Source organism: Thalassospira povalilytica, assembly GCF_002844235.1.
GTDB lineage: Bacteria > Pseudomonadota > Alphaproteobacteria > Rhodospirillales > Thalassospiraceae > Thalassospira > Thalassospira povalilytica.
Window position 1 is genome coordinate 147,135 of record NZ_PGTS01000004.1, and the last position, 25,084, is coordinate 172,218.

Annotated in this window: 26 protein-coding genes; 21 read left to right on the forward strand and 5 right to left on the reverse strand. The window is 55.5% G+C overall.

Going from position 1 to position 25,084, the window contains the following annotated elements:
• The first annotated feature begins 90 nt into the window (after positions 1–90).
• A complete protein-coding gene (locus CU041_RS12105) occupies positions 91–978 on the forward strand; it encodes a LysR family transcriptional regulator (protein WP_101247133.1) in 888 nt (295 codons plus the stop codon).
• A gap of 157 nt (positions 979–1,135) precedes the next feature.
• Here CU041_RS12105 and CU041_RS12110 read toward each other — a convergent pair whose 3' ends face one another.
• Both CU041_RS12110 and CU041_RS12115 read right to left on the reverse strand, forming a co-directional pair.
• Entirely contained in the window at positions 1,136–1,540 is a 405-nt protein-coding gene (locus tag CU041_RS12110) for a DUF2218 domain-containing protein (RefSeq protein WP_068516989.1), read from the reverse strand.
• 606 nt (positions 1,541–2,146) lie between these two features.
• Positions 2,147–2,794, reverse strand: a complete 648-nt coding sequence (locus CU041_RS12115) for a 4'-phosphopantetheinyl transferase family protein (RefSeq protein WP_170310214.1) — start codon at positions 2,792–2,794, stop codon at positions 2,147–2,149.
• A 131-nt stretch (positions 2,795–2,925) separates the two neighbouring features.
• Here CU041_RS12115 and CU041_RS12120 point away from each other — a divergent pair, with 131 nt between their 5' ends.
• From CU041_RS12120 to yghX, 20 genes are all read left to right on the forward strand, one after another.
• Positions 2,926–3,324 (forward strand): hypothetical protein, encoded by a 399-nt coding sequence (locus tag CU041_RS12120; protein WP_068516991.1) that lies wholly within the window; start codon positions 2,926–2,928, stop codon positions 3,322–3,324.
• Positions 3,325–3,332: 8 nt separating this feature from the next.
• Positions 3,333–4,100 (forward strand): beta-ketoacyl synthase chain length factor, encoded by a 768-nt coding sequence (locus CU041_RS12125; protein ID WP_101247136.1) that lies wholly within the window; start codon positions 3,333–3,335, stop codon positions 4,098–4,100.
• 334 nt (positions 4,101–4,434) lie between these two features.
• A complete protein-coding gene (locus CU041_RS20625; RefSeq protein WP_170310215.1) occupies positions 4,435–5,043 on the forward strand; it encodes a lysophospholipid acyltransferase family protein in 609 nt (202 codons plus the stop codon).
• The gene (locus CU041_RS12135; protein ID WP_068516994.1) at positions 5,018–5,278 is read left to right on the forward strand and encodes a phosphopantetheine-binding protein; all 261 of its coding nucleotides are present in this window, start codon (positions 5,018–5,020) and stop codon (positions 5,276–5,278) included. The genes CU041_RS20625 and CU041_RS12135 overlap by 26 nt, the downstream gene beginning before the upstream one ends.
• A gap of 2 nt (positions 5,279–5,280) precedes the next feature.
• Positions 5,281–5,529: an acyl carrier protein gene (locus tag CU041_RS12140; RefSeq protein ID WP_068516995.1), complete on the forward strand. Its 249-nt coding sequence runs from the start codon at positions 5,281–5,283 to the stop codon at positions 5,527–5,529.
• Positions 5,510–6,115: a COG4648 family protein gene (locus tag CU041_RS12145; protein ID WP_101247138.1), complete on the forward strand. Its 606-nt coding sequence runs from the start codon at positions 5,510–5,512 to the stop codon at positions 6,113–6,115. The genes CU041_RS12140 and CU041_RS12145 overlap by 20 nt, the downstream gene beginning before the upstream one ends.
• Positions 6,112–7,839, forward strand: coding sequence for an ApeI family dehydratase (locus tag CU041_RS12150; RefSeq protein WP_101247139.1), 1,728 nt, complete (start codon positions 6,112–6,114; stop codon positions 7,837–7,839). The genes CU041_RS12145 and CU041_RS12150 overlap by 4 nt, the downstream gene beginning before the upstream one ends.
• Positions 7,836–9,545: a glycosyltransferase family 2 protein gene (locus CU041_RS12155; protein ID WP_101247140.1), complete on the forward strand. Its 1,710-nt coding sequence runs from the start codon at positions 7,836–7,838 to the stop codon at positions 9,543–9,545. The genes CU041_RS12150 and CU041_RS12155 overlap by 4 nt, the downstream gene beginning before the upstream one ends.
• On the forward strand, positions 9,535–11,094 hold the full coding sequence (locus tag CU041_RS12160) for an HAL/PAL/TAL family ammonia-lyase (RefSeq protein WP_101247141.1): 1,560 nt from the start codon (positions 9,535–9,537) through the stop codon (positions 11,092–11,094). The genes CU041_RS12155 and CU041_RS12160 overlap by 11 nt, the downstream gene beginning before the upstream one ends.
• Positions 11,091–11,498, forward strand: a complete 408-nt coding sequence (locus tag CU041_RS12165; RefSeq protein ID WP_101247142.1) for an acyl-CoA thioesterase — start codon at positions 11,091–11,093, stop codon at positions 11,496–11,498. The genes CU041_RS12160 and CU041_RS12165 overlap by 4 nt, the downstream gene beginning before the upstream one ends.
• Positions 11,495–12,181: a LolA family protein gene (locus tag CU041_RS12170; protein ID WP_101247143.1), complete on the forward strand. Its 687-nt coding sequence runs from the start codon at positions 11,495–11,497 to the stop codon at positions 12,179–12,181. The genes CU041_RS12165 and CU041_RS12170 overlap by 4 nt, the downstream gene beginning before the upstream one ends.
• Positions 12,181–14,520 (forward strand): MMPL family transporter, encoded by a 2,340-nt coding sequence (locus CU041_RS12175; protein WP_101247144.1) that lies wholly within the window; start codon positions 12,181–12,183, stop codon positions 14,518–14,520. Before CU041_RS12170 ends, CU041_RS12175 begins: the two co-directional genes overlap by 1 nt.
• The gene (locus tag CU041_RS12180) at positions 14,520–15,749 is read left to right on the forward strand and encodes an NAD(P)/FAD-dependent oxidoreductase (protein WP_101247145.1); all 1,230 of its coding nucleotides are present in this window, start codon (positions 14,520–14,522) and stop codon (positions 15,747–15,749) included. The genes CU041_RS12175 and CU041_RS12180 overlap by 1 nt, the downstream gene beginning before the upstream one ends.
• On the forward strand, positions 15,734–16,369 hold the full coding sequence (locus CU041_RS12185) for a DUF3261 domain-containing protein (protein ID WP_101247146.1): 636 nt from the start codon (positions 15,734–15,736) through the stop codon (positions 16,367–16,369). Before CU041_RS12180 ends, CU041_RS12185 begins: the two co-directional genes overlap by 16 nt.
• Complete coding sequence (locus CU041_RS12190; RefSeq protein WP_101247147.1) at positions 16,366–17,592, forward strand: beta-ketoacyl-ACP synthase; 1,227 nt, start codon at positions 16,366–16,368, stop codon at positions 17,590–17,592. Before CU041_RS12185 ends, CU041_RS12190 begins: the two co-directional genes overlap by 4 nt.
• Complete coding sequence (locus tag CU041_RS12195; RefSeq protein ID WP_101247148.1) at positions 17,589–18,095, forward strand: ApeP family dehydratase; 507 nt, start codon at positions 17,589–17,591, stop codon at positions 18,093–18,095. The genes CU041_RS12190 and CU041_RS12195 overlap by 4 nt, the downstream gene beginning before the upstream one ends.
• Positions 18,092–18,817: a 3-oxoacyl-ACP reductase FabG gene (fabG, locus tag CU041_RS12200; RefSeq protein ID WP_101247149.1), complete on the forward strand. Its 726-nt coding sequence runs from the start codon at positions 18,092–18,094 to the stop codon at positions 18,815–18,817. The genes CU041_RS12195 and fabG overlap by 4 nt, the downstream gene beginning before the upstream one ends.
• Entirely contained in the window at positions 18,814–20,043 is a 1,230-nt protein-coding gene (locus CU041_RS12205) for a beta-ketoacyl-ACP synthase (RefSeq protein WP_068517008.1), read from the forward strand. The genes fabG and CU041_RS12205 overlap by 4 nt, the downstream gene beginning before the upstream one ends.
• A gap of 35 nt (positions 20,044–20,078) precedes the next feature.
• Positions 20,079–21,032, forward strand: coding sequence for a D-2-hydroxyacid dehydrogenase family protein (locus CU041_RS12210; protein ID WP_101247150.1), 954 nt, complete (start codon positions 20,079–20,081; stop codon positions 21,030–21,032).
• 250 nt (positions 21,033–21,282) lie between these two features.
• Positions 21,283–22,170: a YghX family hydrolase gene (gene yghX / locus CU041_RS12215; RefSeq protein ID WP_101247343.1), complete on the forward strand. Its 888-nt coding sequence runs from the start codon at positions 21,283–21,285 to the stop codon at positions 22,168–22,170.
• A 112-nt stretch (positions 22,171–22,282) separates the two neighbouring features.
• Here the strand turns inward: yghX and CU041_RS12220 are convergent, their stop codons facing one another.
• From CU041_RS12220 to CU041_RS12230, 3 genes are all read right to left on the reverse strand, one after another.
• Complete coding sequence (locus CU041_RS12220) at positions 22,283–23,335, reverse strand: aldo/keto reductase (RefSeq protein WP_068518409.1); 1,053 nt, start codon at positions 23,333–23,335, stop codon at positions 22,283–22,285.
• A 96-nt stretch (positions 23,336–23,431) separates the two neighbouring features.
• Positions 23,432–24,067, reverse strand: a complete 636-nt coding sequence (locus CU041_RS12225; RefSeq protein ID WP_101247151.1) for a DAK2 domain-containing protein — start codon at positions 24,065–24,067, stop codon at positions 23,432–23,434.
• Positions 24,068–24,079: 12 nt separating this feature from the next.
• On the reverse strand, positions 24,080–25,081 hold the full coding sequence (locus CU041_RS12230) for a dihydroxyacetone kinase subunit DhaK (protein WP_068518404.1): 1,002 nt from the start codon (positions 25,079–25,081) through the stop codon (positions 24,080–24,082).
• Positions 25,082–25,084: the final 3 nt, after the last annotated feature.

Here is a 25,084-nt window from a genome sequence, read left to right on the forward strand (position 1 = left end):
CATTATGACTATGCACTGCAATGCACATCAATTATCATTCCTGCAAATTCGATGTGCAAAAATTAAAGTCATCAGAGGTCATTCACCGTAATGGATTGGGATCGCTTCCGCATTTTCCTTGCCGTCGCCAGGCAGGGCCAAATCCTGGCCGCTGCACGCCAGCTTGGCCTGAACCATGCAACGGTCGGACGGCAATTGGCCGCCCTTGAACAGGAACTTGGCACCAAGCTGATTGACCGGCGCACCACCGGATCGGAATTGACCACGGCGGGGCGCGAATTGATGGCTGCGGCGGAGGCCGCTGAATCTGCCTTTCTGCGGGCCGGGACCGCTGTTTCGAACCAGTCCGAAGTCATCAGCGGCACGGTCCGGGTTGGTGTGCCCGATGGATTGGGGAATTATTTTCTGGCAAGTGAGTTGGCTCACTTTGCGGCAAATCATCCGGATCTGGTTATCCAGATTGTGCCGCTGCCACGCACATTTTCCCTGTCACAACGCGAAGCCGACATCGCCATTACCCTTGATCGCCCCAAACAGGGACGGCTGGTGATCAAGAAGCTGACCGACTATACGCTCAGCGTCTATGCCAGCCGGAATTACATTGAGCGTTACGGGGATGTTCGGACAGAGGCCGACCTGTCAGACCGGCTGTTTGTCACCCATATCGAAGACCTGATTTACAGCCGTGCGCTTGATTATGCTGCCCGGCTTGGCAAATTGATGAAACGTCGCTTTGAATGCGGCAGCGTGGTCGCCCAGATGGAAGCCGTACGCAACGGACATGGCATCGGCATCCTGCATGATTATGCCACCGATGGTGTGCCTGATCTTGTGCGTTTGCTGCCTGAAATCCGCTTTACCCGCAATTACTGGATGCTTCAGCACCCTGACACGAAGGATACGCGCAGCGTTGCGTCGGTCGCGGAATATATCACGCGGGTTGTCCGCGCAGCGCGCGACCAGTTCGTCATGAGCTAGCCCACCAACCCCGAACCCGAACCCATGGCGATAAACCCTTGCCCGAAACGACATCAGGCACAAAGACAGGATCTGTCCTTGTGCCTGGATGGGGTCCGCTTTTGCGGGCGGATCTGACAGTCAAAGACCGGTCAGATCAAATATTAATGACCAATGGTCAATGTTTACGCCAGTCAAATTCGATCACTTGCTGATCGGACAGGCTCCGCAATTTTTCTTCGAAATAACCGCGGATCTGATCAAGACCCTTACCGTCGGAAGCCGACATCGCGACAGTCAGGAAAGATGAGCTGGCAGAGATTTCACAAACCCCGTCCTCAAAGGCCAGAAGACCCTTGTTTGCATCGCGCAGTTCACCATGAACCGGTTCCTGCACAGAACCAAGAAAGCCTTCAAGATAGCGGGGGGCGTTGCGTAGATAGATATCCGCAAAACAATAATTGGCGTCCATATCCTGATCCAATTCCATATCCGGATGGTTTGTCATTTCCGATGATTCCGCCGGGGCATCATCATCCTTATCTTGGCCGGTACCCTGTGCCTTGATTATCCGGTCAGACATGCACAAACCCATTTCTTCCAATGGCGCATATAATGCACCAAACGAATCCCCATTACCCCTATCACCTGCATAGCACAGAATACATGCACGCGACAATAGTGACCAGTGGTCACTAAAATGTGAGCTTTAATGTAAAGACCACATTTTCTAAAGCGGAAAATGTCTCAAAATCGTCGAAGCGCAACCCGTCATGGCGATTTTTTTCATGAAAATCTTATTTTCTGCCAATTCGATGACGATCAAAAATCGAAAATGTCATAAAAATCCCATGAAACCAGCGACCTGCACCTTGGGACGCAGCCGCAAAAAATTCACGAAATGGCGACTCCATGCACGAAACTTACGGCTCTTGGGACCAGCTTTCACCACATCGGAACAGGGCCAAACCAGATATTTCCACGACGGCGCGACACCCCGGCAAGACAAACCAAACCGTCGGGATCACCAACCAGCCGCGCAGATACATCCGCAGTCATGGCTTGGACATACCCAAGGCATGCCATTTCGCCATGAAGGACAACCGGCCTGTGCTAAACACGTGACCATGTAAGACAGCGCGCCAACCAACGTGTTTCTGGATGCTTAACCGCGCGATATCGCGATCGGTCAGGACGCCGTCACGACAAGGTGGCCTGCAAAACCCGCTGGCAGTTTCGGTACATGTTCTTCGATTGGCGACACCCTTTTCTGTGCCTGCGGGTCGATAATTCCCGTGGCCTTGAAAACCGCTTCATAGCGGCACCACGCCTGATAGAAATCATCAAGGCTGATTGATCGCGGCAACAACAATTGTTCTGCCATGTCGGCAACCGGTCGGCGGGCGTCCTTATATTCAATGTCGATACCGACCGAAATGCCCGGTCGTGTCGCCAGCGCGACCGCAATCACGTGCCGGGAATGGCTGATCGAGGCCGATCGATTTGCCCCATCCCGACCTGTCCCCCGCACCCAGGGCCGCCCATCGGCATCCTTGAAAACAAGTCCCTGTCCGTCGCCGAGATCATGACCAATGTCATCATGCGGCCCCGCATCCTGTATCCCGGCACGGGGAAAATCACCACTTTCCGAAACGACTTTTCTGGCAAGAAGCCCCAGCAATTCATGTGCGAGCGCGGACATTTCCCGGCGTGATGAGCGGGCAGTCGGCAGCTCGGCCCCATGGGTGCGGATCGCGTAAACAACCCCTTCATCCAAAGCTGAACAATGCGCCATTCCCGGCAAACGGTCGATCCCAAAAGTGGTACTTGTCGCCACCAGCACAATCCATTATTGCTGAACTCTGGTCACACGAGCACGGTCAGAAGCAATGAAAAATCATGTTTCCCGGCCAATCATGACTGCGATCAATTGAATTCGTTTTCACCAAAGAATCAAGGCAGATCAAAATGCGTAGCTTGAAACTTGCAGCAGTTGCCATCGTTTTTGCGGCACTCAGTGCCTGCACGGCAACTGTTCAGAACTTTTCGAACCAGCCCTTCCCGAGCGATGTCGAAAAGCTCAGCATGGAAGAAATTGAAGCAACCATCATCGAAGCCGCATCTGCACGCGACTGGATTGTTCAGCGCGAAGGCGAAGGACATCTCAAGGCAACCTATGCACCGCGTTCGCACAGCGCGGAAGTTGCCATCTCCTTTGATAAAAAGAACTATTCGATCATTTATGTCGACAGCACCAATCTGAACTATAATGGCACCCAGATTCACCGGAACTATAACCGTTGGGTCAATAACCTGAGACAGGATATCCTGCGTGCGGTCTCTGCCCGCGCCGCACTTGCCAACTAGGACTTCAGATGACGCTGCTTTGCGCCTGCCTACCCTGCTGGGCTTTTTGGGAAAATACCGATGGTCAGGCCACCCTGACCACAAAGCGTGACGGGGATCCCCGGATCACAACCGAACCATCGGATCCCGCCCAACTGGCGCGCAGCATCAAACCAGCCTGGCGGCGGCGACTGGACCTGTTTGGTCGCGCCGCCGCCGAGGTGCTGTCCCACACACTCCAGACCACCGAAAATCCGCGCATCGTTTTCTGTTCGCGCCACGGCAATATCGACCGCACGGTCAAACTCCTTCATCAGGTTGCCACCGATGATGCCGTTTCCCCCGCCGATTTCAGCATGTCGGTCCATAATGCCTTTATCGGGGTGGCATCCATCAACTGGTCGATCACCGAAAGCCATACGGCCATTTCCGCCGGGGATGACAGCCTGATTGCCGCACTGACCGAAACACTTGCGCAACTTGCATCAGATGCACGGCCGGTCATTCTGTGTTTTGTCGATCTTCCCCTGCCGGAAATCTATAATGATCAAACTACACAGTCCGATCAGGGCATGGCACTTGCCATCCGTTTTGATCCGCAAAATGGCGATCGCAATAGCGATCATGATGGCGAGCTGTACCGTTTCAAAAGCCTGACCACAGACGAACGCAGCATGCTTTCGCCCGCAAGCGCCATTGACCATGGCAAGGCACTGGTTGATCTTTTATCGTCACGTCAGAACGATATTCGCATTGCCGGAAAATCAAGCGCCTGGACCATCACACGCCATGACTAAACCCGCCCTGGCCCAGCGCCCCGACGCCCCGGATCATCCCCGCACGCAAGCGCCCGAACAAACGGTGGCAGGCGCCAGACCCGCGCGCGACACACACGCGGACAAGCCCCGCAATACCAGCAAACCCCGCAAAACCCCGCCCCGTCAGGCCCGTGGCCTTAACTGGTACTGGCGGTTATTTGCCACCGGATTTGCCTTTTGCAGTTTCGGGCTTGGCGGGCTGTTGATGGCACTTACGATTTTTCCGGCCATGATGGTGGTTCTGCAAAACCGCGCCAGACGCCGCAAATACGCGCAATTTGTCATTTGCCGCGGATTTCGGCTGTTTACCTGGATGCTCGATATCACCGGGGTCGCCGGTGTAGAAGCACACAATGTCGACCGTTTGCGCACTGCGCGCGGCGCACTGATCATTGCCAATCACCCGACCCTGCTTGATGTGGTGATGATCCTGTCACGGATGGACAGATGCCAGTGCGTGGTCAAGCACGAGCTATTTCGCAACCCGTTTCTGTTCGGGGTGGTGCGCGCGGCGGGTTTCATCCGCAATGACGACAATCCGGAAAACCTGATTGTTCAGGCCCGTCATCATCTGGCCGCCGGGGCGAATATCATGATCTTTCCCGAAGGCACCCGAACCCCGCCGAAATGCAAGCTCGGCAAGCTTCAGCGCGGGGCTGCAAACATCGCGATAGAGACACAAGCCGACTTGATTCCTGTGGTTGTACACTGTAATCACGATACGTTGAAAAAAGGGGTCCCGTGGTATCGTATTCCGCCGTCCAAAATCCAATTCCGGCTGGAAGTTGATCCCCCCATCTTATTTAACGACATACATGATCCCGGGTTGCCGCGGGCGAAGCAATCGCGCGCGCTGACACGGTTCATCAAAGAATATATCTTGAGCAGATTGAAACATGACTTCGCTGGAAACAGAACTTAAAGCCTTCATCATCGAGACCCTTAATCTTGAAGATGTGCAGGTCGACGATATCGACAGCACCGAAGCCCTGTTTGTTGATGGGCTGGGCCTTGATTCCATCGATGCCCTGGAACTTGGCGTCGCGCTTCAGAAAAAATACGATGTGCGCATTGATGCCAAAGACGAAAACGTCAAAACGCATTTTGCCTCTGTACGCAATCTGGCGACCTTCATCCAGTCAGAGAAAGGGGCGTAAACATGCATAGTCGCGACGAAATCTATAACCAGTTGCACGCCTATCTGGTCGAGTTGTTCGAAGTTCCGGCCGAAGACATTTCCCCGGATGCTCATTTGATGGATGACCTTGATCTCGACAGCATCGATGCGGTTGATCTGATTGTGAAATTCCAGGAACTGACCGGCAAGAAAATCCCGGCAACTGAATTCAAATCGGTCCGAACCGTCGATGACGTGGTCGAGAAAATTCATGACCTGGTCAGTTCCTAATCGCATTGGTGCCATACTGCTTGCGATACTGGGTATTGCCTATCCGGTACTGGTCTATTTCGGATTATCGGTCTTTTCACCGCGCCTGATTCTGATTGTGCTGATTGTGGCTGTGTTGCTGCGTGCGGCGCTGTTTCTTGGCAGTGGCAAGCGCGTGCAGGCAATCACCTTTCTGTTGGTTGCGGCGATCCTTGCCTGTGCGGGTATCGCCAGCGAACTGGTGGCAATCCGGTTTTATCCGGTCATTGTTTCAGCAACGCTTGCGGCGTTGTTCGGGGTATCTCTTTTTGTCGGACGTCCGATGATTGAACGCTTTGCGCGGTTGCGCACCCCCGAACTTGACGATTATGCCATCGGCTATACCCGCATACTGACAGCGGTCTGGGTCGGCTTTTTTATTGCAAATGGCAGCATTGCGGCCTGGACGGCCCTTTATGCCAGTATCAAGACATGGACCCTTTATAACGGGCTGATATCCTATGTGCTGATTGCGGTCCTGTTCGTCGGTGAATGGCCGGTGCGCCGTATTCTGCGTGCCCGCCATGATCGCAAAACACAAGACAGCACCGGTCAGGAGAACGCATGAGCGTTTTTTTCACAAATCTCGGCAATCCGCAAAATGCCCATACCGGACTGTGTTTTGAAAATGACACCACGCTTTCGGTTGGGGCGATCAATGCGGATATTGACCGCCTGACCACACAGCTTGATGCGGGCAAACGCATTTCAATTTATTGCCAGTCGACACGCCTGTTCATGATCGCGCTGGCCGCCGTCTGGCGGGCCGGTTCAACCGCGATCCTGCCGGCAACCGACAAAAGCGGGTATCTTGATGAAATCGGCCAACAGTTCGATACCCACCTTGATGATGCCAGAATTCAGCAATTGCTGATCGCCGCGAACACCAAGCCCGTCCCGACAACACCCGGCATTCCGCCCGCAACATCATGCCAGGCGATCTTCTTTACATCCGGATCCAGCGGCACACCGAAACCGGTGATCAAAACCCTGGCCCAGATCGAAGATGAAATCACAATCCAGTCGCCCCTTTGGCGGCCGCTTATGGGCGATGATGCCCGCATCATCGGTCTTGTGTCCCATCAACATATTTACGGTCTGATCTTTCGGGTGATCTGGCCGGTCATGACCAAACAGATCACCTGCGCCCAGCAGGCCCAGTTCTGGGACATGGTTCTTGGCGAAATGCAGACCGGGGATATGCTGGTCGCAAGCCCGGCACAGCTTAAAAACCTGCATCCTGATCTGGCAACAGCGCCGCGCCCGGCATTGGTGCTGAGTTCCGGTGGCCCGCTTGATTTCGCAGCAGCACAGTCGGCGACGGCCATGCTTGGCGTCTGCCCGACCGAGATTTATGGCAGCACGGAAACCGGCGGCATTGCTTGGCGTCAACAGCATCAAGAAAACGCCCCCTGGCACCCATTGCCACAACTTGAAACCGGGCTGAACGATGTCGGATGTTTGCGGGTCCGCGCCCCCCATATTGCCGGGACCGACTGGTATCAGACCGAAGACCGCGCGATGCTTGATCGGGAAAAGAACTGCTTTGTCCTTAAGGGGCGCGCGGATCGTGTCGTCAAGATCGGTGGCAAGCGGGTGTCGCTTGGCGCGGTCGAAGAACATCTGCGCCGTAATGAACTTATCGAGGATGCGGTTGCCTTGCTGGCACGCGAAGATGATCCGCGGCTTGCCGTCGTTGCCGTCCTGACACCGGATGGAAAGGCTGAACTGGAAAAGCGTGGCCGCTTTCGCATGGGGCGGCTGTTGCGCCGCGAACTTTCAAAATTCGAAGAAGACGCCGCCTTGCCGCAACGCTGGCGGTTTGTCGATCGCCTGCCCACCGACAGCCAGGGCAAGAAGCCGCTTCATCTGTTGCGTGCCCTGTTTGATGACAATGGCAATGCCTTGCCCGAGGTTACCGAACATGTGCGCAATCACGAACGCGATGCCGTATCGCTGACGCTTAAACTTGACGGCGACATGACCTGTTTCAAGGGTCATTTTCCCGGGCAGCCGATCTTACCCGGCGTCATTCAGCTGCATTGGGCCGCCCTGTTCGGGGCATCGGTTTTTGGGTCTTCGCGCAATGTTGCCGAAGTCAGCCAGCTGAAATTCCGCAAACCCATCACGCCATCCGACGTGATCCGGCTTGAACTTGATCTCGATGCGTCTGCCCATCGCCTTAAATTCAGCTACCGTTCCGATCAGGACGATCTGCACAGTTCGGGAACACTGAAATTGCGGGTGCCGCAAGATGACGGGGCAAAGGACGAAGGGGAAAAGATCGCGTGAAAATCTGTGCGCTGATCCCGACCTATAATCACCACACCGTTCTGGCTGATGTCGTCGCCAAGGCGCGATCCTTTGATCTGAGCGTTTTCATCATTGATGACGGATCGAACGCGCAAACCCGTCAGGTAGTCGCAAACCTTCATGATCCCGATCATGGCGTATTTTGCCATCGTCTTGCGCACAATGGCGGCAAGGGTGTTGCTGTCATGACCGGCATGAAACTGGCCCATCAGGCCGGGTTCACCCACGCCATTCAGATCGATGCCGATGGTCAGCATGATCTTGATCGAATTCCCGAAATGCTACGCGCTGCGCGAAATGCACCGGATGCACTTGTCACCGGGCTTCCGGTTTATGATGACAGCATCCCGACCGGCCGCAAAATCGGGCGCTGGGTCACCCATTTCTGGGTCTGGATCGAAACATTGTCCTTTGCCATCCGCGACAGCATGTGCGGCTTTCGCGTTTATCCACTTGCGCAAAGTCTTGCCGTCTGGCGCAGCGAAGGTCTTGGCAAAAAGATGGATTTCGACACCGAACTGATGGTGCGGCTTTACTGGCGGGGTGTTCCGGTGATCCACATCCCGACAAAGGTGACCTATCCCGACGGCAACATATCGAATTTCCGGATGTGGAAAGACAATGTCCTGATCAGTGCGATGCATACGCGTCTGGTCTTTGGCATGATCTGGCGACTGCCCGGTTATTTCCGGCGCGGGGCGACCTTTGCCCCGCGACAACGCGATTTTGCACCTGACAACCCGCCCGTCTCGTCCGAACACTGGTCGGAAATCGACGAACGCGGCATGTATTTGGGCATGCGTTTTCTGGGGGCTGTGTACCGTTATTTCGGTCGCCGGTTCTGTCTGGCTGTGATGATGCCCATCATCTTCTATTTCTATCTGACCGGAAAAAATGCGCGCCGGGCATCGCATGATTTTCTGATCCGCGCCCAAAAGGCCGGTGCCAATATCACCCCGACCAGAATGAATGTTTTTCGGCATTTCATGCGGTTCGGGGAAAGTGCACTCGACAAGATTGCGGCATGGTGCGGCAAGCTGGGCGAAGGCAATCTTGACCTTCCTGATGATGCCGAAAGCCTGTTTGACTATCTTCCGCGCGATCAGGCGGTCGTGCTGCTGGTGTCGCATTTCGGCAATATGGAACTGGTCCGCGCGATTGCCAGCCGCGACCGCGACTTTCGCGTCAATGTTTTGCTTCATCAAAAAAACGCGGCCCGGTTTGGCCGGGTTCTTCGGAAATTTGCCCCTGAAAGCCAGGTCGACCTGATTGAAGTAACCGACATCGGCCCGGACACCGCCATCATGTTGCGCGAACGGGTTGATCGCGGCGAATGGGTGGTGATTGCGGCTGATCGCATTGCTATTGGCGCGCGCGACAAGACTGTGCTGACGCCATTTCTGGGCGAAGATGCTCAATTCCCGCAAGGCCCGTTCATTCTGGCCTATTTGCTGCAATGTCCGGTTTATGCGGCGGCGGCATGGCGATCGGGCAAGACATTCCGGATTGCCTGGCACAAACTGGCCGATCAGATGATCCTGCCACGCGCCAACCGGCAGGCCGAGATCACGAAATATGCCAGTGCCTATGCGCAATGGCTTGAAAAGATTGTTGTTAACGAACCGCTGCAATGGTTCAATTTCTATGACTTCTGGGCGAAGAAAAAGGCTGATAATGACCAATAATCACATCAACATCATTTTTGGCGAAAACGATCTGACGATCGAAGATGTGATTGCCCTGTCCGAGCAACGCGCCCGCCCTGTCCTGTCCGGAAGCAGCGAATTTCGCGCCCGCATCCAGAAGGGGGCCGATTTCCTTGATCAGGAACTGCGCGAACATGGTCATATCTATGGGGTGACAACCGGATATGGCGATTCCGTTTCACGCCGTGTGCCCCCCGAACTGGTGGCCGAACTTCCCCTGCATCTTAGCCGCTTTCACGGTTGCGGACTGGGCAATATCCTACCCGCGGATCAGGCGCGCGCCGTTCTTGCCGTCCGGCTGGCATCACTTTGCAGCGGCTATTCCGCGGTAAGTGTCGATCTGCTTGATCAACTGACCGGGCTTCTGGCCCATGACATCACGCCGCTGATCCCCGAAGAAGGATCGGTCGGCGCATCAGGCGATCTGACCCCGCTTTCCTATGTCGCCGCCGCCCTGATCGGGGAACGTGACGTGCTTTATCGCGGTACCAGAACCACCGCGCGCGACGCCCTTGATAAGGCGGGGCTTCCCCCGCTTGTCCTGCGCCCGAAAGAAGCCCTGGCGATCATGAATGGTACGGCGGTGATGACCGCATTGATGTGTCAGGCCTTTGTCCGGGCGCAATATCTTTGCAAACTGACCAGCCGCATTACCGCAATGGCCAGCATCGGCTTGCTTGGCAATCCGGCGCATTTTGACAAACGGCTTTTTGCTGCCAAACCCCATCCGGGACAGGCGCAAATCGCGGCATGGATCGAAGGGGACCTTGGCCATCTTGGCGATGATTTCGAGCCGGCCCGCTTGCAGGACCGGTATTCATTGCGCTGTGCGCCCCATGTGATTGGTGTGCTGGCCGATATGATGCCGACATTCCGCAAAACACTGGAAATCGAACTCAATAGCGCCAATGATAATCCGTTGCTTGATGTCGGGGAAAACACCATCCTGCATGGCGGGCATTTTTATGGCGGGCATGTTGCCTTTGTTGCCGATGGCATGAAAACGCTGGTTGCCAATCTTGCCGATCTGATGGATCGCCAGATGGCGCTTCTGGTTGATACCAAATTCAATCATGGTTTGCCGTCCAACCTGTCGGGATCGAATGCGGAACGCGCGTCAATCAATCACGGCCTTAAGGCTGTTCAGATCGGTGCATCTGCCTGGACGGCCGAAGCATTGAAACAAACCATGCCCGCCAGCGTCTTTTCGCGTTCCACCGAATGCCATAACCAGGACAAGGTCAGCATGGGCACGATTGCCGCGCGCGATTGCCTGCGCGTGCTGCAATTGACCGAACAGGTGGTCGCTGCCAACCTGATTGCCGCCCTTCAGGCCATCCGCCTGCGCGAAAAGTCGGGCGAAATCACGCAAAAGCAGCTTGGCCCGGATCTGGTGGCGTTCCTTGATCACCTGAAACAGGACATCGATTTCATCGACGAGGACAAGCCGCTTGAAGCCACCTTGCGTCTGGTGATTTCGCGCATCCAGAACCGCGACTGGACGCTTTATGACGGGGATATCGCATGATAGCCGCATCCGTCACCGAAACCATCCAGTTCTATCATCTTGATCCGATGAATGTGGTCTGGCACGGCAATTACGTGCAATTTTTCGAAAATGCCCGCTGCGCGCTTCTTGACCGGATTGACTATAATTATCCGCAAATGGATGAAAGCGGCTATCTGTGGCCGATCGTCGACATGCGGGTGAAATATGTCCGTCCCTGCCGGTTCGGGCAGAAAATCAAAATCACCGCCACGCTTAAGGAATATGAAAACCGTCTCAAGATCGACTATCTGATCAGCGATGCTGATAGCGGTGAAAAACTGACCAAGGGCTTTACCATTCAGGTTGCCGTTGAAAAGGCCACGGGCGAAATGCTGTTTGCCAGCCCGCAATGTCTGATCGACAAGCTGGAAGCCCGAAAATGACGCAGTTCCTGCCCGCATCAAAGCAGATCATTTTGCACATTGCCCTGATCGTGTTTTTCGCGATGACAGGCCATGTGGCATCGGCCCGCGCGGATGCCGCGCTGCCCGCCACCAAACTGCAACAGATCGGTGATGATCAGTATCTTGCCGGTGCATTTCGCCTTGATCGGTATCTTGCCGGGTTTGAACAGCCACTGATTTCAAAGGGGGCCTTTACCCTGTCGCCAGGCGACGGGCTGGTCTGGCAAAACCGTGAACCGTTTCCCGACGTCACCGTCATGACCGATCGCGGCATCACCCGTATCGGGGATGACGGAAGCCGTGAAACCATCGCCAATGGCGCGCAATTCAATCAGTTCATCACCCTGATTTCAGCCGTTCTTTCCGGTAACTGGGATGCACTTTCCCAACATTTCATAGTTACTGAACGGTCTGCTGAAACCGATGATGCAACTGACGGCGACAGTGCCAGCACCTGGCAGATCGAACTGACCCCGATTGCCGGGCGCCCGATTGCCGATCAGATCGCGCACATTACCGCATCAGGCCGTGATTTTGTCGATCATGTCCGGATTGACAAACCCACCGACGATCATGACGAAATCACCCTGTCAAACCAGACGGCTGCGTCCCTGCCACTTCCTGATGACATCGCAGCCCTTTTGGCCGGGCAGGTACAATAATGAATGTACGCGCCGTCATATGGGTTTTGTGCCTGATCGTTATGGGGGTTCTGACCTTCTGGCAGATCAATGCCCAAAACGCCAAGATTGACGGTGATATCCTGTCCCTGATCGGGCGCGAACATCATGACGGGGATGCCGACCAACAGGATCGGTCAAGCGACATCACTATTGTCCGGGATCTTTTGCGGCGTGATGCCAATCAGGTCATCATCATGATGTCCCATCCCGACCGCGACCAGCTTGAAAAAGCAAGCCGCACCCTTGCCCAACACTTCCGCGACATGGATGGTACCACATCGGTCAGTCTGCCCGGGTTTGAAACCGGCGATGCAAGTTCCCTTTATGGGTTTTATCTTGATCATGCCGGGGGGCTGTTATCGCAAAAAGACCGTGACATGCTGATTAATGGTGACGGGCAACGCATATACAAGCGTGCGGTCCAATCGCTCTATGCGCCGTCATCCATGATCTCTGCGCAATCGCTTGCCAGTGATCCGTTTTCATTGCTGCCAGGCTTTTTGGCTGAACTCGGTGACAAGATCGGGCAAAGCGGCCTTGTGCACAAAGATGACCGTCATGGAACGCCAATCATCATCACTCTTGCCCCGCATGTCAGGACAAGCGGGTTTGAAGCCGACTGGGTCAACCATGCCAATGACCTGATTGCCACCGCGACGGCATCGGATGACGCGCTTTTGATTGCCAAAACCGGACAAATTTTCTTTGCTGTGTCCGAAGCCAGCCACGCAAAATCAGACGTCCAGCGCATTGCCGTGATTGCAACACTCGGGGTGATTGCGATGGTGGTTTGGGTATTCATGTCACCACTTCCGATCCTGGCAGCCTTGTTGACCGTCGGAAGCGGTCTTCTTGCCGGTATCACCGCCCTTGTTCTGATCTTTGACAGCATCCATGCCATTGCGCTGGTTTTTGGCGCCAGCCTGATCGGGATTTCCATCGACTATGCACTGCATTATCTGGTTTTACCCGGATCAGACAGAACGGATGACACACGGCTTTCGCATGTTCGACCGGGGCTTCGACTGGGTCTTTTGACCACGGTTTGCGGATTTTCCGCATTGGCCTTCACACCGACGATCCTGCTTGCGCAAATATCGGTTTATTCGATTGCCGGTTTGATTGCCGCCTATGTCACTGTGGTGACCATTTTGCCATGTCTGCCGGCCCGCAATATCCGCGACCGCGCCGCCATCAGAGTGATCTATCAGAAAATCGATACTGTTCTTTTGGCTGTTCGGCCATCGAACGGACTGCGTCATGTCATGCTGGCTCTGGCGACTGTTGCGTTGATTGGGGCGGCATTTTATCTGCCCGCCAACGATGATATCGCCGCCCTTGGCCATGGGGATGACGCCCTGATTGCCGATGCACGGATGATTGGTGAGACCCTTGGCATGGGCGGGAACCCTCAATTCATCCGGGTGGATGGCGATGACATTCAGGACCGCCTTGAAACCGGCGAAGCCATCCGCGATGCAGTGCGTCCGCTGATCGCCGATGGACGTATCGGCAGTTTGTTTGGTCTGTCCGATGTCATACCGTCCATCAGCCGCCAGAACGCCAACCGCGCCCTGATCACATCGCAATTGATTGCGCCATTTGGCCCGCAATTGCAGGCCGTCATTCCGGTGGACATTTCCAGCACACAAGACACCAAAACCCCGCTTGAACCCGCCCCGGAAATTCTTGCAGCCATTCCCGGATTATCCGGCCTGCAACGCGGTGAAACCGATATCATCCGCCTTAATGCGGTAAAGGACGTCGATGCCGTGCGCGATGCGATATCGCATATCGGGCAGGCCCGCCTGATCAATCCGCGCGAAACCATCACCGGTCAGTTTGCCCGATACCGTGTCTGGGCCAGCATCGCGCTTGGCGTGTCGCTGCTTGTTGCGGGACTGGTTGCGGTGTTGCGATACGGGTTTCCTGACGGACTGCATGTCGTGGCCGCACCGCTGATTGCCATCCTTTGTGCTGTAAGCGGGGCCTTTGTGCTTGGTGTGACGATCAATTTCTTTGCCATTATGGCGCTGTTTCTGGTGTTTGCCATTGGCGCGGATTACGCGATCTTTACATCCGAAAGCCACCAGCACGGCACACAGGATGCAACCCGATTTGCCGTGTTCCTGTCACTGATCAGCAGTGTTCTGGCATTCGGGCTTCTGGCGACAAGTTCGGTTCCGGTGGTCAATGCCATCGGAACCATCATTTCGATCGGGCTGATATCGGCGTGGGTGCTGTCATACTGGATGTGCGCCGGACATAACGGCAACGATCACCACACCACCCACCCGCAATCCAGGGGACACCAATAATGCACGATTGCGACATTGCGATCATCGGCGCCGGACCGGCCGGGGCCGTGGCGGCAAAATTGCTTCATGATGCGGGCATGCATGTCACCGTGCTTGAGGCACAGACATTTCCGCGCTTTGTCATTGGCGAAAGCCTGTTGCCCAACTGCATGAATATCCTTGAACGCGCGGGCCTTCTTGATGCGGTTCAAAAGGCCGGGTTTCAATTCAAGAACGGTGCGGTTTTCGAACGTGGCCCGCTGTATCAGTCCATCGATTTTCGCAAGAATTTCGAACCATCAGGCTGGGGCACCACATTCCAGGTCCAGCGCGCGCGATTTGACAAAATCCTGACCGATACCGCCATTGCCGCGGGCATTGATATCCGGTTTGCGCACAAGGTTACCGAAGCCAGCCTGACCGATGGCGACTGCCAGCTGACATTCCAGAATGACCGTGGCGAAACCGGCAAACTGCGCGCGTCATTTGTCCTTGATGCCAGCGGATATGGCCGCGTCCTGCCCCGGATGCTCGGCATTGCGCGGTCCGGCCAATCCATCGAACGGCGCGCACTGTTTACCCATGTTCAAGATAACATGTCGCCAACCGATCACGACCGGAACAAAATCCTGATCACGGTTCACCCGACCCATCAGGAAGTCTGGTACTGGCTGATTCCGTTTTCGGATGGCACATCATCCGTCGGCGTGATTTTCCCCGATCAGGATCCCCGATGGTCATCAATGGATGAACAGGCGATCTTTGATCAACTGATTGCCGATACCCGCCTTGGAACCATCCTTGCCGATGCCAGACCGATCCGTCCGCTTAATGCGATTGCCGGATACAGCGCCCAGTCCGATCAGCTGTTCGGCGACGGATATGCGTTGCTTGGCAATTCGGCGGGCTTCCTTGATCCGGTCTTTTCATCGGGTGTCACCATTGCCATGCAGTCGGCCGAAATGGCGGCCAACGTTCTGATCAATCGTCACAATGCCAAGAATGTCGATTGGCAAAACGATTATGCCATTCCGCTTGAACGTGGTGTTGCGACCTTTCGTTCCTATGTCGACGCGTGGTATGACGGGCGGCTTCAGACCATCATTTTCAATCAGCCGACCGAAGACACCAAGGTCAAGCGCATGGTTGTTTCGATCCTTGCCGGATATGCCTGGAATCTCGACAATCCGCTTGTAAGCAAAACCGATCATTACCTTAAGATGTTGCACGACCTATGCGATCCGTCCTGACCATCATGGTTGCCGCAATCCTCGGTGCCTGCAGCCCGCAATTTGCCGATCGCCCGGATGGCGATCCGGTGAATGCGTCTGTCCGTGATCTGGTGGTGCCCGATGGTGAGAACGATGTTTTCCTGACCCTGCCTGCCAATCCATGGAAGGCTGCCGACCCGATCAATATCGCCCAACAGGTCAGCGCAACCTGGACCGACCCGGAAGCGGCAGAAACCAGGGAACGCACAACCTTTATCGCCCGCATTGCCATCACCACCAACCACGTTATGGTTACGGTGCTTGACGGTTTGGGACGGCGTGCCCTTGATATCGACTGGACGGAAAACGCACTGAATGTCACACGCGCGGACTGGTTGCCCGACCGGATCGATGCGCGCCGTCTGCTGGCTGACATGTTTGTCACCTATTGGCCGCTTGACGATGTTAAAAATGCACTTGGTCACGGCATGACGATCCAACAGACCCCGTCAGGCAGGATCATCCATGCCGATCATACCCAAAATGCCCTGATCACGGTCACCCGTCCCGCAACCGATCCCTGGCAGGGAACGGCAACATTGCATAACGCGCGCCATGGATACACACTGACCATCAATTCACAGCGGATGGCACCATGACAGCGACCGGAAAACCCGCCTTTCTGTCGGCCCTTGGTGTTGTATCGGCACTGGGATCGGGCAAGGTACAATCATCAGAAACCCTGTTTGGCGACCGCCCCGCCGACATGATCCTGCATGACGATTATCTGGTCGATGCCAGCACCATCCTTGGCACCGTCACAAGCCCGCCCGATGCCCTGCCCGACCATCTTGGCCACTATGATACGCGCAACAATCGCCTGTTATGGACGGCGGCCAACCAGATCGCCGATGAAATTTCCGATGTCATTGCAACATTCGGTAAGGATCGGGTGGCGATCATTCTGGGCACCAGCACATCGGGGATCGAAGAAGGCACATCGGGATATCGTGAAAAACTTGCGACCGGGAAATGGTCGGACACCTTCCGCTATGAACATCAGGAAATCGGATCACCGGCAGATTTCCTGCGCGATGCCCTTGGTCTGCAAAATCAGGCCTATGTGATTTCAACAGCCTGTTCTTCAAGTGCCAAGGCCTTTGCCGCGGCAAGACGCCTGATGAATGCCGGGTTTTGCGATGCCGTGCTGGTCGGGGGTGTGGACAGCCTTTGCCGACTGACCGTTCGGGGTTTTCATTCGCTGAGCTCGGTTGCAACGGGGATTTGCAATCCACTGAGCATCAATCGCGACGGCATCAATATCGGCGAAGGTGCGGCCCTGTTTGTCATGCGCCCGGACCGGGGGGATATTTCGGTGCTCGGCGTTGGGGAAACATCCGATGCCCATCACCCCAACGCCCCCCATCCCGATGGCATCGGTGCGACCGCGGCCATGCGGGCCGCCCTGGATCAGGCGGGCCTGCCCCCGACGGCAGTGTCCTATGTCAATATGCATGGCACTGCGACCCCGCTTAATGACAGCATGGAAGCACGCGCCATTCATCAGGTTTTTGATCATGACATTGCCGTCAGTTCGACCAAACCCATGACCGGTCATACACTTGGTGCCGCTGGCGCGATTGAGGCCGCCATTCTTTGGCTGTCCCTGACCGAAATGGAAAACGGCACCCCGCTGCCCCGTCATATCTGGGACGGCGCAGCCGACCCGGACATCCCGGAAATCAATCTTGTCAAAACAGTCGGCCAACGACTTGCACCGGCTGAACAATCTGCAATGATGAGCAACTCCTTCGCCTTTGGCGGCAGCAATGTATCCGTCATTCTGGGGCGGGGATTTAACCGTATTGGTCCGTCATCATGACTGCACATAACACCCCGTCCTTGATGCCACCGGTTGACGAGCTTGTCCTGCATGCAGCCCCGATGTTGCTGATTGATGAAGTATGTTCTGCCGACCCAGACCGGCTGCATGCCCGTGTTCGCATTCATAAAAACAGCATCTTCTTCGAAGACGGCATCGGGGTTCCGGCCTATGTCGGCATTGAATATATTGCCCAGGCCGTCGCCGCCTATAGTGGCTGGCGCGGCAAACAGGCCGACCCGACCACGCCGCCGCGCATCGGCTATTTGTTGGGGACACGCAAGATGACCCTGGCCTGCGACGGCTTTACGGTGGGCAGTTGCCTTGATGTCTTTGTTAAAAACATTTTCGAAGATGACCAGATGGGCGTCTTTGAAGGCGAGGTCAGAAACGGTGGAACCGTTCTGGTCAAAGCCCAGATCAATGTCTTCCAGCCGGCATCTGCCCCGGATCAGTCGGAAGACACCATGACGACCACCAACCAAGAAACGACACAGCCATGACACAGACCATTCTGGTAACCGGTGCCAGCAAGGGCATTGGTGCCGCCACTGCAAGACGCCTTGCCCGTGACGGATTTGACATCATCGTGCATTACAATTCGGACCGCGATGGTGCGCAATCGGTACTTGATGATGTCATGGCCGCGGGACGCAGCGGGCGTCTGATCAGTTTTGATATCGCCAATCGTGATGCGACACGCACCGCCATCGAAGACGATATTGCGCAACATGGTGCACCATACGGGGTTGTCCTGAATGCGGGCCTGACGCGCGATGCCGCGTTTCCGGCCCTTGAAGATGATGATTGGGACAGTGTGCTGCACACCAATCTGGACGGATTTTACAATGTGATCAAACCCGTGATCATGCCAATCATCCAGCGCCGCAAAGGCGGGCGCATTGTCGCATTGACGTCAATTGCCGGACTGGCGGGCAATCGCGGACAGGTCAATTATGCCGCCTCCAAGGCCGGGATTATCGGCGCGGTGAAATCATTGGCGCTGGAACTGGCCAAACGCAAGATCACGGTCAATGCCGTGGCACCGGGCGTCATCGAAACCCGGATGACCGAAGACCTGCCGGAAGACGAGGTCAAGGCAATGATCCCGATGCGCCGTTATGGCACGGTTGACGAAATCGCCGCCGCTGTGGCGTTCCTGTGCAGTGACGATGCGTCCTATATCACCCGCCAGGTCATCAGTGTGAACGGGGGGATGCTATGACCAGACGGGTTGTTGTAACCGGCATGGCCGGGATCACCGCACTTGGTGATGACTGGCAAACCATTTCTGCACGTATGAATGCCGGGGAAACCGGCATCCGGCGCATGGATGAATGGGACGGGAAATATGATCTTCGTACCCGGCTTGCCGGCCCGGTAGAAGGCTTTAACCTGAAAGGCAAGTTCACCCGCAAACAGTTGCGCAGCATGGGCCGCGTTGCCCAGATGTCGGTTGCTGCCACGGATAAGGCACTTGAAATCGCCGGTCTTCGCGATGAAAAGTCGATTTTGCAGGGCGGACGCCTTGGGATTGCCTATGGGTCGTCATTTGGCAGCACCCCGCCGGTGCTGGGTTTCACCCGGTTGATGGAAACCGGTGACAGCAACGCCATCACCGCCACCAGCTATATCCAGATGATGAGCCATACATCAGCGGTCAATATCGGGGTTCTGTATGGCATTTGCGGGCGCATCATCCCGACATCGACCGCCTGCACATCGGGCAGCATGGGAATCGGTTATGCCTACGAAGCCATCAAATACGGCATGCAGGATGTCATGATTGCCGGTGGGGCAGAAGAACTCTGTCCGACCATGGTTGCGGTGTTCGACACCCTGTTTGCCACCAGCGACAATAACGATCAGCCCGATGTTACCCCGCGCCCCTATGACCAGAACCGCGATGGTCTGGTAATTGGCGAAGGTGCTGGAACCCTGATCCTTGAAGAATACGAACATGCGGTTGCCCGGGGTGCGACCATCTTTGGCGAAATTGTCGGGTTTGCCTCAAACTCCGACGGCGCACATATCACCCAGCCACAGGCCGACAAGATGGAAATTGCCCTGCGCAAATCACTTGAAGATGCGCGACTGTCGCCGGCCGATATCGATATCGTCAATGGTCACGGCACCGCGACCGATCATGGTGACCTTGCCGAAAGCAAGGCAACCCGTGCCGTATTCGACCGCGCCATTCCGATCCACACCCTTAAGGGGCATTTCGGCCATACGCTGGGGGCGTGCGGTGCGATCGAAGCATGGCTTGGTCTGGAAATGATGCGGGACGAAACCTTTGTACCGACCGCAAATCTTGTTTCGCCCGACCCGGAATGCGCCGATCTTGATTATATCCGATCCGAACCGCGTACCATTTCCGCCGAATATCTGATGAGCAACAATTTCGCCTTTGGCGGCATCAATACATCGCTGATTTTCGCCAGAATATAAATGCTTTGACCTTATCCCATACAGGACACCCGACCATGCGTATTGCCATCCTTGACGACTACCAAAAACTTGCCCTGCAATCGGCTGACTGGTCTGCTGTCAAGGCACATGGCGAGATTACGGTCTTTCATGACACCATCACTGACAAGAATGCGTTGCGTGACCGGTTGATGCCGTTTGACATCCTGTGTGTCATGCGCGAACGCACACCGATTTCGGGCGACCTGATCCGCAGCCTGCCCAATCTGAAACTGATCGTCACGTCGGGCAAACGCAATGCGGCAATTGATGTGGCAACCGCCCATGAATGCGGGATTACGGTCTGCGGAACGGAATCCCCTTCGACTGCGACACCGGAACTGGCATTTGCCCTTATGCTGGGACTTGCACGCAATATTGTGGGTGAAAATGCCTCGATGCGCAGTGGCGGCTGGCAGATCGGGCTGGGTCAGGATCTTGCCGGATCGACATTGGGTATTATCGGCCTTGGCCGGCTTGGGGCGCAAATCGCCAAAATCGCCCAGGCCTTTGACATGCACATCACCGCATGGAGCACCAACCTGACACCGGAACGCTGTCAGGAAGTCGGTGTTGAATACAAACCCAGCAAGGAAGCCCTGTTGCGCGATGCCGATTTCGTCACCATCCATCAGCGTCTTTCAGACCGCACACGCGGCCTGATCGGCAGCGAAGAATTCCGGCAGATGAAGAAAACCGCGTTTCTGATCAATACATCACGCGGGCCGATTGTCGATGACGCGGCCCTGATTGATGCCGTCAACGAGGGCGAAATCGCAGGCGCAGGTATTGATGTCTATGATCAGGAACCGCTGCCGGCTGCCCATCCGCTGCGCAAATGCGACAAGCTGTTGCTGACCCCGCATCTGGGCTATGTCACCCGCCATACCTGGGATGTGTTTTATGGCCAGACGGTTGAGGCGGTGCTGGCCTGGATCAATGGTGATCCGATCCGGGTTCTTCCATCATAGCATCATCGCAAACGATATCTGCCGTCGCTTGCCCGGACGGATCGGGATCTTGATGTGACCACGGTTACTTTTTGACCGTGATAGCGCGTTTGTGACTTGTGAAAAAATCAGGATAGATGACAATCATTCGCACGCAGGGGCCAGGACGCAAAACAGCGCCCCCTGATGCGACGTGCGTTGATCTGATTTGTCTTTGTTACCGTCACCACCAGCCCCCCAATCCCCGTGTCACTCAGGACAGGAGCGCATGATGGAACGTCTGACTGCCAAGGATTTTTCGCCCGAACTGCTTGAACTATATGATTTTTACGCGCATGGGATGATTGACCGGCGCGAATTTCTTGATCGTGCGGGCCGCTATGCGGTTGGCGGCATGACGGCACTGGCCATCCTTAATGCCATGAGCCCGAATTACGCAATGGCCCATCAGGTTGATTTCACCGATCCCGACATTGTTGCGGAATATATCACCTATCCGTCCCCCAATGGCCATGGCGAGGTCCGCGCCTATCTGGTCAAACCGGCCAATGTCACGGGCAAGGTTCCCGGTGTGGTTGTTGTTCACGAAAACCGCGGGCTTAACCCCTATATCGAAGATGTCGCACGCCGGGTCGCCAAGGCGGGCTTTATCGCCCTTGCGCCGGATGGTCTGACATCGGTTGGCGGTTATCCCGGCAATGATGACAAGGGTCGCGAATTGCAACGTACCGTCGATCCGACCAAACTGATGAATGACTTCTTTGCGGCCATTGAATTCCTGACCGCCCACGAAGCCACCACCGGGAAAACCGGCATTACCGGTTTTTGCTATGGTGGCGGGGTCGCCAATGCGGCTGCGGTTGCCTATCCCGATCTTGGTGCTGCTGTCCCGTTCTATGGCCGTCAGGCCGATGCCGACGATGTTCCGCGCATTCAGGCACCGATCCTTTTGCAATATGGCGAACTTGATGAACGGATCAATGCCGGATGGCCGGCCTATGAAGAAGCCCTGAAAGCCAATAACAAGGTGTATGAAGCCTATATCTATCCCGGTGCCAATCATGGTTTCCACAATGATTCCACACCGCGCTATGACAAGGAAGCCGCCGAATTGGCATGGCAACGCACCATCGACTGGTTCAACAAATACCTGAAATAGGCCGGTCCATTTGACGGATCAACCAGACCCGACACAGACAAAAAAAACACCGTGACCGATATGAACCGGTCACGGTGTTTCATCATGTGCGCATTGGGAAATTTCGGGCGGCTTAGTCGCCTGCCCTGTTATGCAGGGCCCAGTCGCCGTCGCTGAATCTGTCGCGGGCAAACTGGCCCTGATGCCAGTAGGGATAGATCAAAGGTGGCTGGCTGACCTTGTCCAGACGGGTCAGGTCATCTTCATCAAGTTTAAGGTCAATCGCGCGGAAATTGTTGATGAATTGCTGTTCGGAACTGCCACCGACAACCAGCGAAGATACCGCCGGGCGCGTCAGCAACCAGGCCAGTGCGACCTGGGCGGCTTCAACGCCGTGTTTTTCACCCACCGAGATCAGGACGTCAACTATATCCCACAAACGTCCTTGATCCCGGATGGGTGGTTCGGTCCAGCCCGCCTCTTGCCTTGACCCTTTTGCAACAGGATTTTGGCGGGTGTGTTTACCGCTCAGCAAACCGGCCGCCAACGGGCTCCAGACCAGAACACCTAACCCCTGATCGACCGAAACCGGAAGCAATTCATATTCCGCTTCGCGGGCTTCAAGGGTGTAATGGATTTGCTGCGTGACGAACCGGACACGACGGTCGCGTTCGGATGCCTGCAACGATTTCATGATGTGCCAACCCGAATAGTTCGAACAGCCGACATAGCGTACCTTGCCCTGTGTCACGAGGGTATCAAGGGCCGCCATCTTTTCTTCGACCGGTGTGACACCATCCCATTCATGCATGTAATAGATATCGATATGATCGGTTCTGAGATTGCGCAGCGACTTTTCGCATTCACGGATCAGGTGATAACGGCTGACACCTTCGTCATTTGGGCCGTCGCCAATGCGCATGCGCGCCTTTGAAGTCACCAGAACCTGATCACGCCGCCCGTCAAGAACTTCGCCAAGAATCTGTTCGGACAGGCCGGTCGAATACATGTTGGCGGTATCAAAAACATTCACGCCGTGATCAATGCAGCAATCGACAAGACGTCGTGCTTCGGGCACGCCCTGCTTGCCGACCATGGCAAACGGCCCCTGCCCGCCAAAGGTGAATGTGCCCATTGAAATGGCTGAGACTTTCAAGCCGGATCGGCCAAGGGTTCTGTATTCCATGGTGGGTTCCTGCATTTATCAAAGACGAAAACTTTTGATGGCACGGCATGCGACCAGATCAGAGGGAGAGGCCAATCTGAACCGCATGCCGCCGCATCAGCGGTTACAAAATTCTGCAACCGTTTCGATCAAAAGGGCCGCGACCGTGCTGCCGGCATCCTGAAGACCTTTGCTTTTTTCGGCAAAGGCGGCTGCCTTGCCATGTTGCGCAACAAGGTTCTTGGTAGCTTCAAGCGCGGCCTTGGCATCGCTGGATGCTTTGCTTGTGGATTCTGCCAGTGACAATCCCGCTGCAACCGATGCTTCGAGGCTTTCGGCAATCGGTACCAGAACATCGAGAACCGTCTTGTCCCCCAGCTTGGCCTTGCCGCGTTCGGCAATACCATCGGCATAGGCCCGCCAGAATGCGGCCATCTCGGTCGCACCGATTGCATCGGCATCGCCAAGCGCCTTGCCACCGCGCATGAAACCGGTCGCGGTCAGCGTCCCCATGGTTGACGGGGCTGCCTTTGCCATTGCCGCACCGGCCAGCATGAACTGTTTGCCCATCGGGGTATCGGTCTGGGCGGTGACTGTTGCCGCCGCGGCTTCGAAGGCAGCATTCATCGTAATGCCCAGATCGCTGTCACCGACCTTGGCATCAAGGGCGATCAGTTCATCGCGTTTGTCACGGAACGTCGCGTGCAGGGCTTCGAACAATGCGGTGATGTCACCACTGGTAATCTTGTCCATCTTGGCCTCGGCTTACTTGGCAAAATGTTTGAAGAACGGGGTGTCGGCCTTGGCCGCCATCAGACGATCAAGTTCGTCATCAAGATGCAGCACCGAAACAGATGCCCCGGCCATTTCCATTGATGTCGCGAACTCGCCGATCCAGACATGCTTGACGTTGACCTTGCGTTCGCTCATCAGCTGATGGACGCGACGGAACAGGATATAAAGTTCTTCAAGCGGGGTGCCGCCAAGACCGTTGACCAGGATGGCAACGCCGTCACCGGCCTTGTAATCCTGTTCGGCAAAGATCTTGTCCATCATCTCGTCAACCAGCGGGTCGGCGGCGGTCAGTTTTTTGCGACTGATGCCGTTTTCGCCGTGGATACCCATGCCGATTTCCATTTCATCGGCACCGATTTCAAAGGACGGCTTGCCGATTTCCGGGATCACGCAACTGCTTAGCGCGACACCGATGGTGCGCGTGCGGTCCTTTGCCTTTTCGGCAACGCGGGCGACTTCTTCAAGCGACATGCCTTCTTCGGATGCAGCACCGGCGGCCTTATACAGGAAGAAGATCCCGGCAACGCCACGGCGCTTGTGTTCTTCGCCAACCACGGACGATGCAACATCGTCATTGCCGACCACCGAAAGAACCTTGATGTCTTCCATGTCGGCCAGTTCGGTCGCCATATCGAAATTGATGATGTCGCCGGTATAGTTGCCATAGATATAAAGAACGCCCGCACCCTGATCGATATATTTGGTGACTTCGAGCATCTGCTCGGCACTGGGTGACTGGAACACACCGCCTACGGCCGCACCATCAAGCATGCCCTCACCAACATAGCCCAGAAACAGCGGAAGGTGACCCGAACCGCCACCGGTCGCAATGCCGACCTTGCCCGGTTTCGGGGATGCCTTCACATAGCAGCGCTTGTCATCATTGACATAGGTGACATCGCTGTTGGCGAGATAGATACCCTCAAGCATCTCATCGACGAAATTCTTGGGATCATTCAGAAACTTTTTCATGAT

Coding starts and splice junctions, on each gene's coding strand:
- CU041_RS12180 (WP_101247145.1), top strand. CDS start 14,520: ATGCACGATTGCGACATTGCGATCATCGGCGCCGGACCGGCCGGGGCC.
- CU041_RS12170 (WP_101247143.1), top strand. CDS start 11,495: ATGACGCAGTTCCTGCCCGCATCAAAGCAGATCATTTTGCACATTGCC.
- fabG (WP_101247149.1), top strand. CDS start 18,092: ATGACACAGACCATTCTGGTAACCGGTGCCAGCAAGGGCATTGGTGCC.
- CU041_RS12150 (WP_101247139.1), top strand. CDS start 6,112: ATGAGCGTTTTTTTCACAAATCTCGGCAATCCGCAAAATGCCCATACC.
- CU041_RS12125 (WP_101247136.1), top strand. CDS start 3,333: ATGACGCTGCTTTGCGCCTGCCTACCCTGCTGGGCTTTTTGGGAAAAT.
- CU041_RS12135 (WP_068516994.1), top strand. CDS start 5,018: ATGACTTCGCTGGAAACAGAACTTAAAGCCTTCATCATCGAGACCCTT.
- CU041_RS12195 (WP_101247148.1), top strand. CDS start 17,589: ATGACTGCACATAACACCCCGTCCTTGATGCCACCGGTTGACGAGCTT.
- CU041_RS12210 (WP_101247150.1), top strand. CDS start 20,079: ATGCGTATTGCCATCCTTGACGACTACCAAAAACTTGCCCTGCAATCG.
- CU041_RS12160 (WP_101247141.1), top strand. CDS start 9,535: ATGACCAATAATCACATCAACATCATTTTTGGCGAAAACGATCTGACG.
- CU041_RS12165 (WP_101247142.1), top strand. CDS start 11,091: ATGATAGCCGCATCCGTCACCGAAACCATCCAGTTCTATCATCTTGAT.
- CU041_RS12225 (WP_101247151.1), bottom strand. CDS start 24,067: ATGGACAAGATTACCAGTGGTGACATCACCGCATTGTTCGAAGCCCTG.
- CU041_RS12220 (WP_068518409.1), bottom strand. CDS start 23,335: ATGGAATACAGAACCCTTGGCCGATCCGGCTTGAAAGTCTCAGCCATT.
- CU041_RS12190 (WP_101247147.1), top strand. CDS start 16,366: ATGACAGCGACCGGAAAACCCGCCTTTCTGTCGGCCCTTGGTGTTGTA.
- CU041_RS12105 (WP_101247133.1), top strand. CDS start 91: ATGGATTGGGATCGCTTCCGCATTTTCCTTGCCGTCGCCAGGCAGGGC.
- CU041_RS12185 (WP_101247146.1), top strand. CDS start 15,734: ATGCGATCCGTCCTGACCATCATGGTTGCCGCAATCCTCGGTGCCTGC.
- CU041_RS12110 (WP_068516989.1), bottom strand. CDS start 1,540: ATGTCTGACCGGATAATCAAGGCACAGGGTACCGGCCAAGATAAGGAT.
- CU041_RS12145 (WP_101247138.1), top strand. CDS start 5,510: ATGACCTGGTCAGTTCCTAATCGCATTGGTGCCATACTGCTTGCGATA.
- CU041_RS12230 (WP_068518404.1), bottom strand. CDS start 25,081: ATGAAAAAGTTTCTGAATGATCCCAAGAATTTCGTCGATGAGATGCTT.
- CU041_RS12175 (WP_101247144.1), top strand. CDS start 12,181: ATGAATGTACGCGCCGTCATATGGGTTTTGTGCCTGATCGTTATGGGG.
- CU041_RS12120 (WP_068516991.1), top strand. CDS start 2,926: ATGCGTAGCTTGAAACTTGCAGCAGTTGCCATCGTTTTTGCGGCACTC.
- CU041_RS12140 (WP_068516995.1), top strand. CDS start 5,281: ATGCATAGTCGCGACGAAATCTATAACCAGTTGCACGCCTATCTGGTC.
- CU041_RS20625 (WP_170310215.1), top strand. CDS start 4,435: ATGCTCGATATCACCGGGGTCGCCGGTGTAGAAGCACACAATGTCGAC.
- CU041_RS12205 (WP_068517008.1), top strand. CDS start 18,814: ATGACCAGACGGGTTGTTGTAACCGGCATGGCCGGGATCACCGCACTT.
- yghX (WP_101247343.1), top strand. CDS start 21,283: ATGGAACGTCTGACTGCCAAGGATTTTTCGCCCGAACTGCTTGAACTA.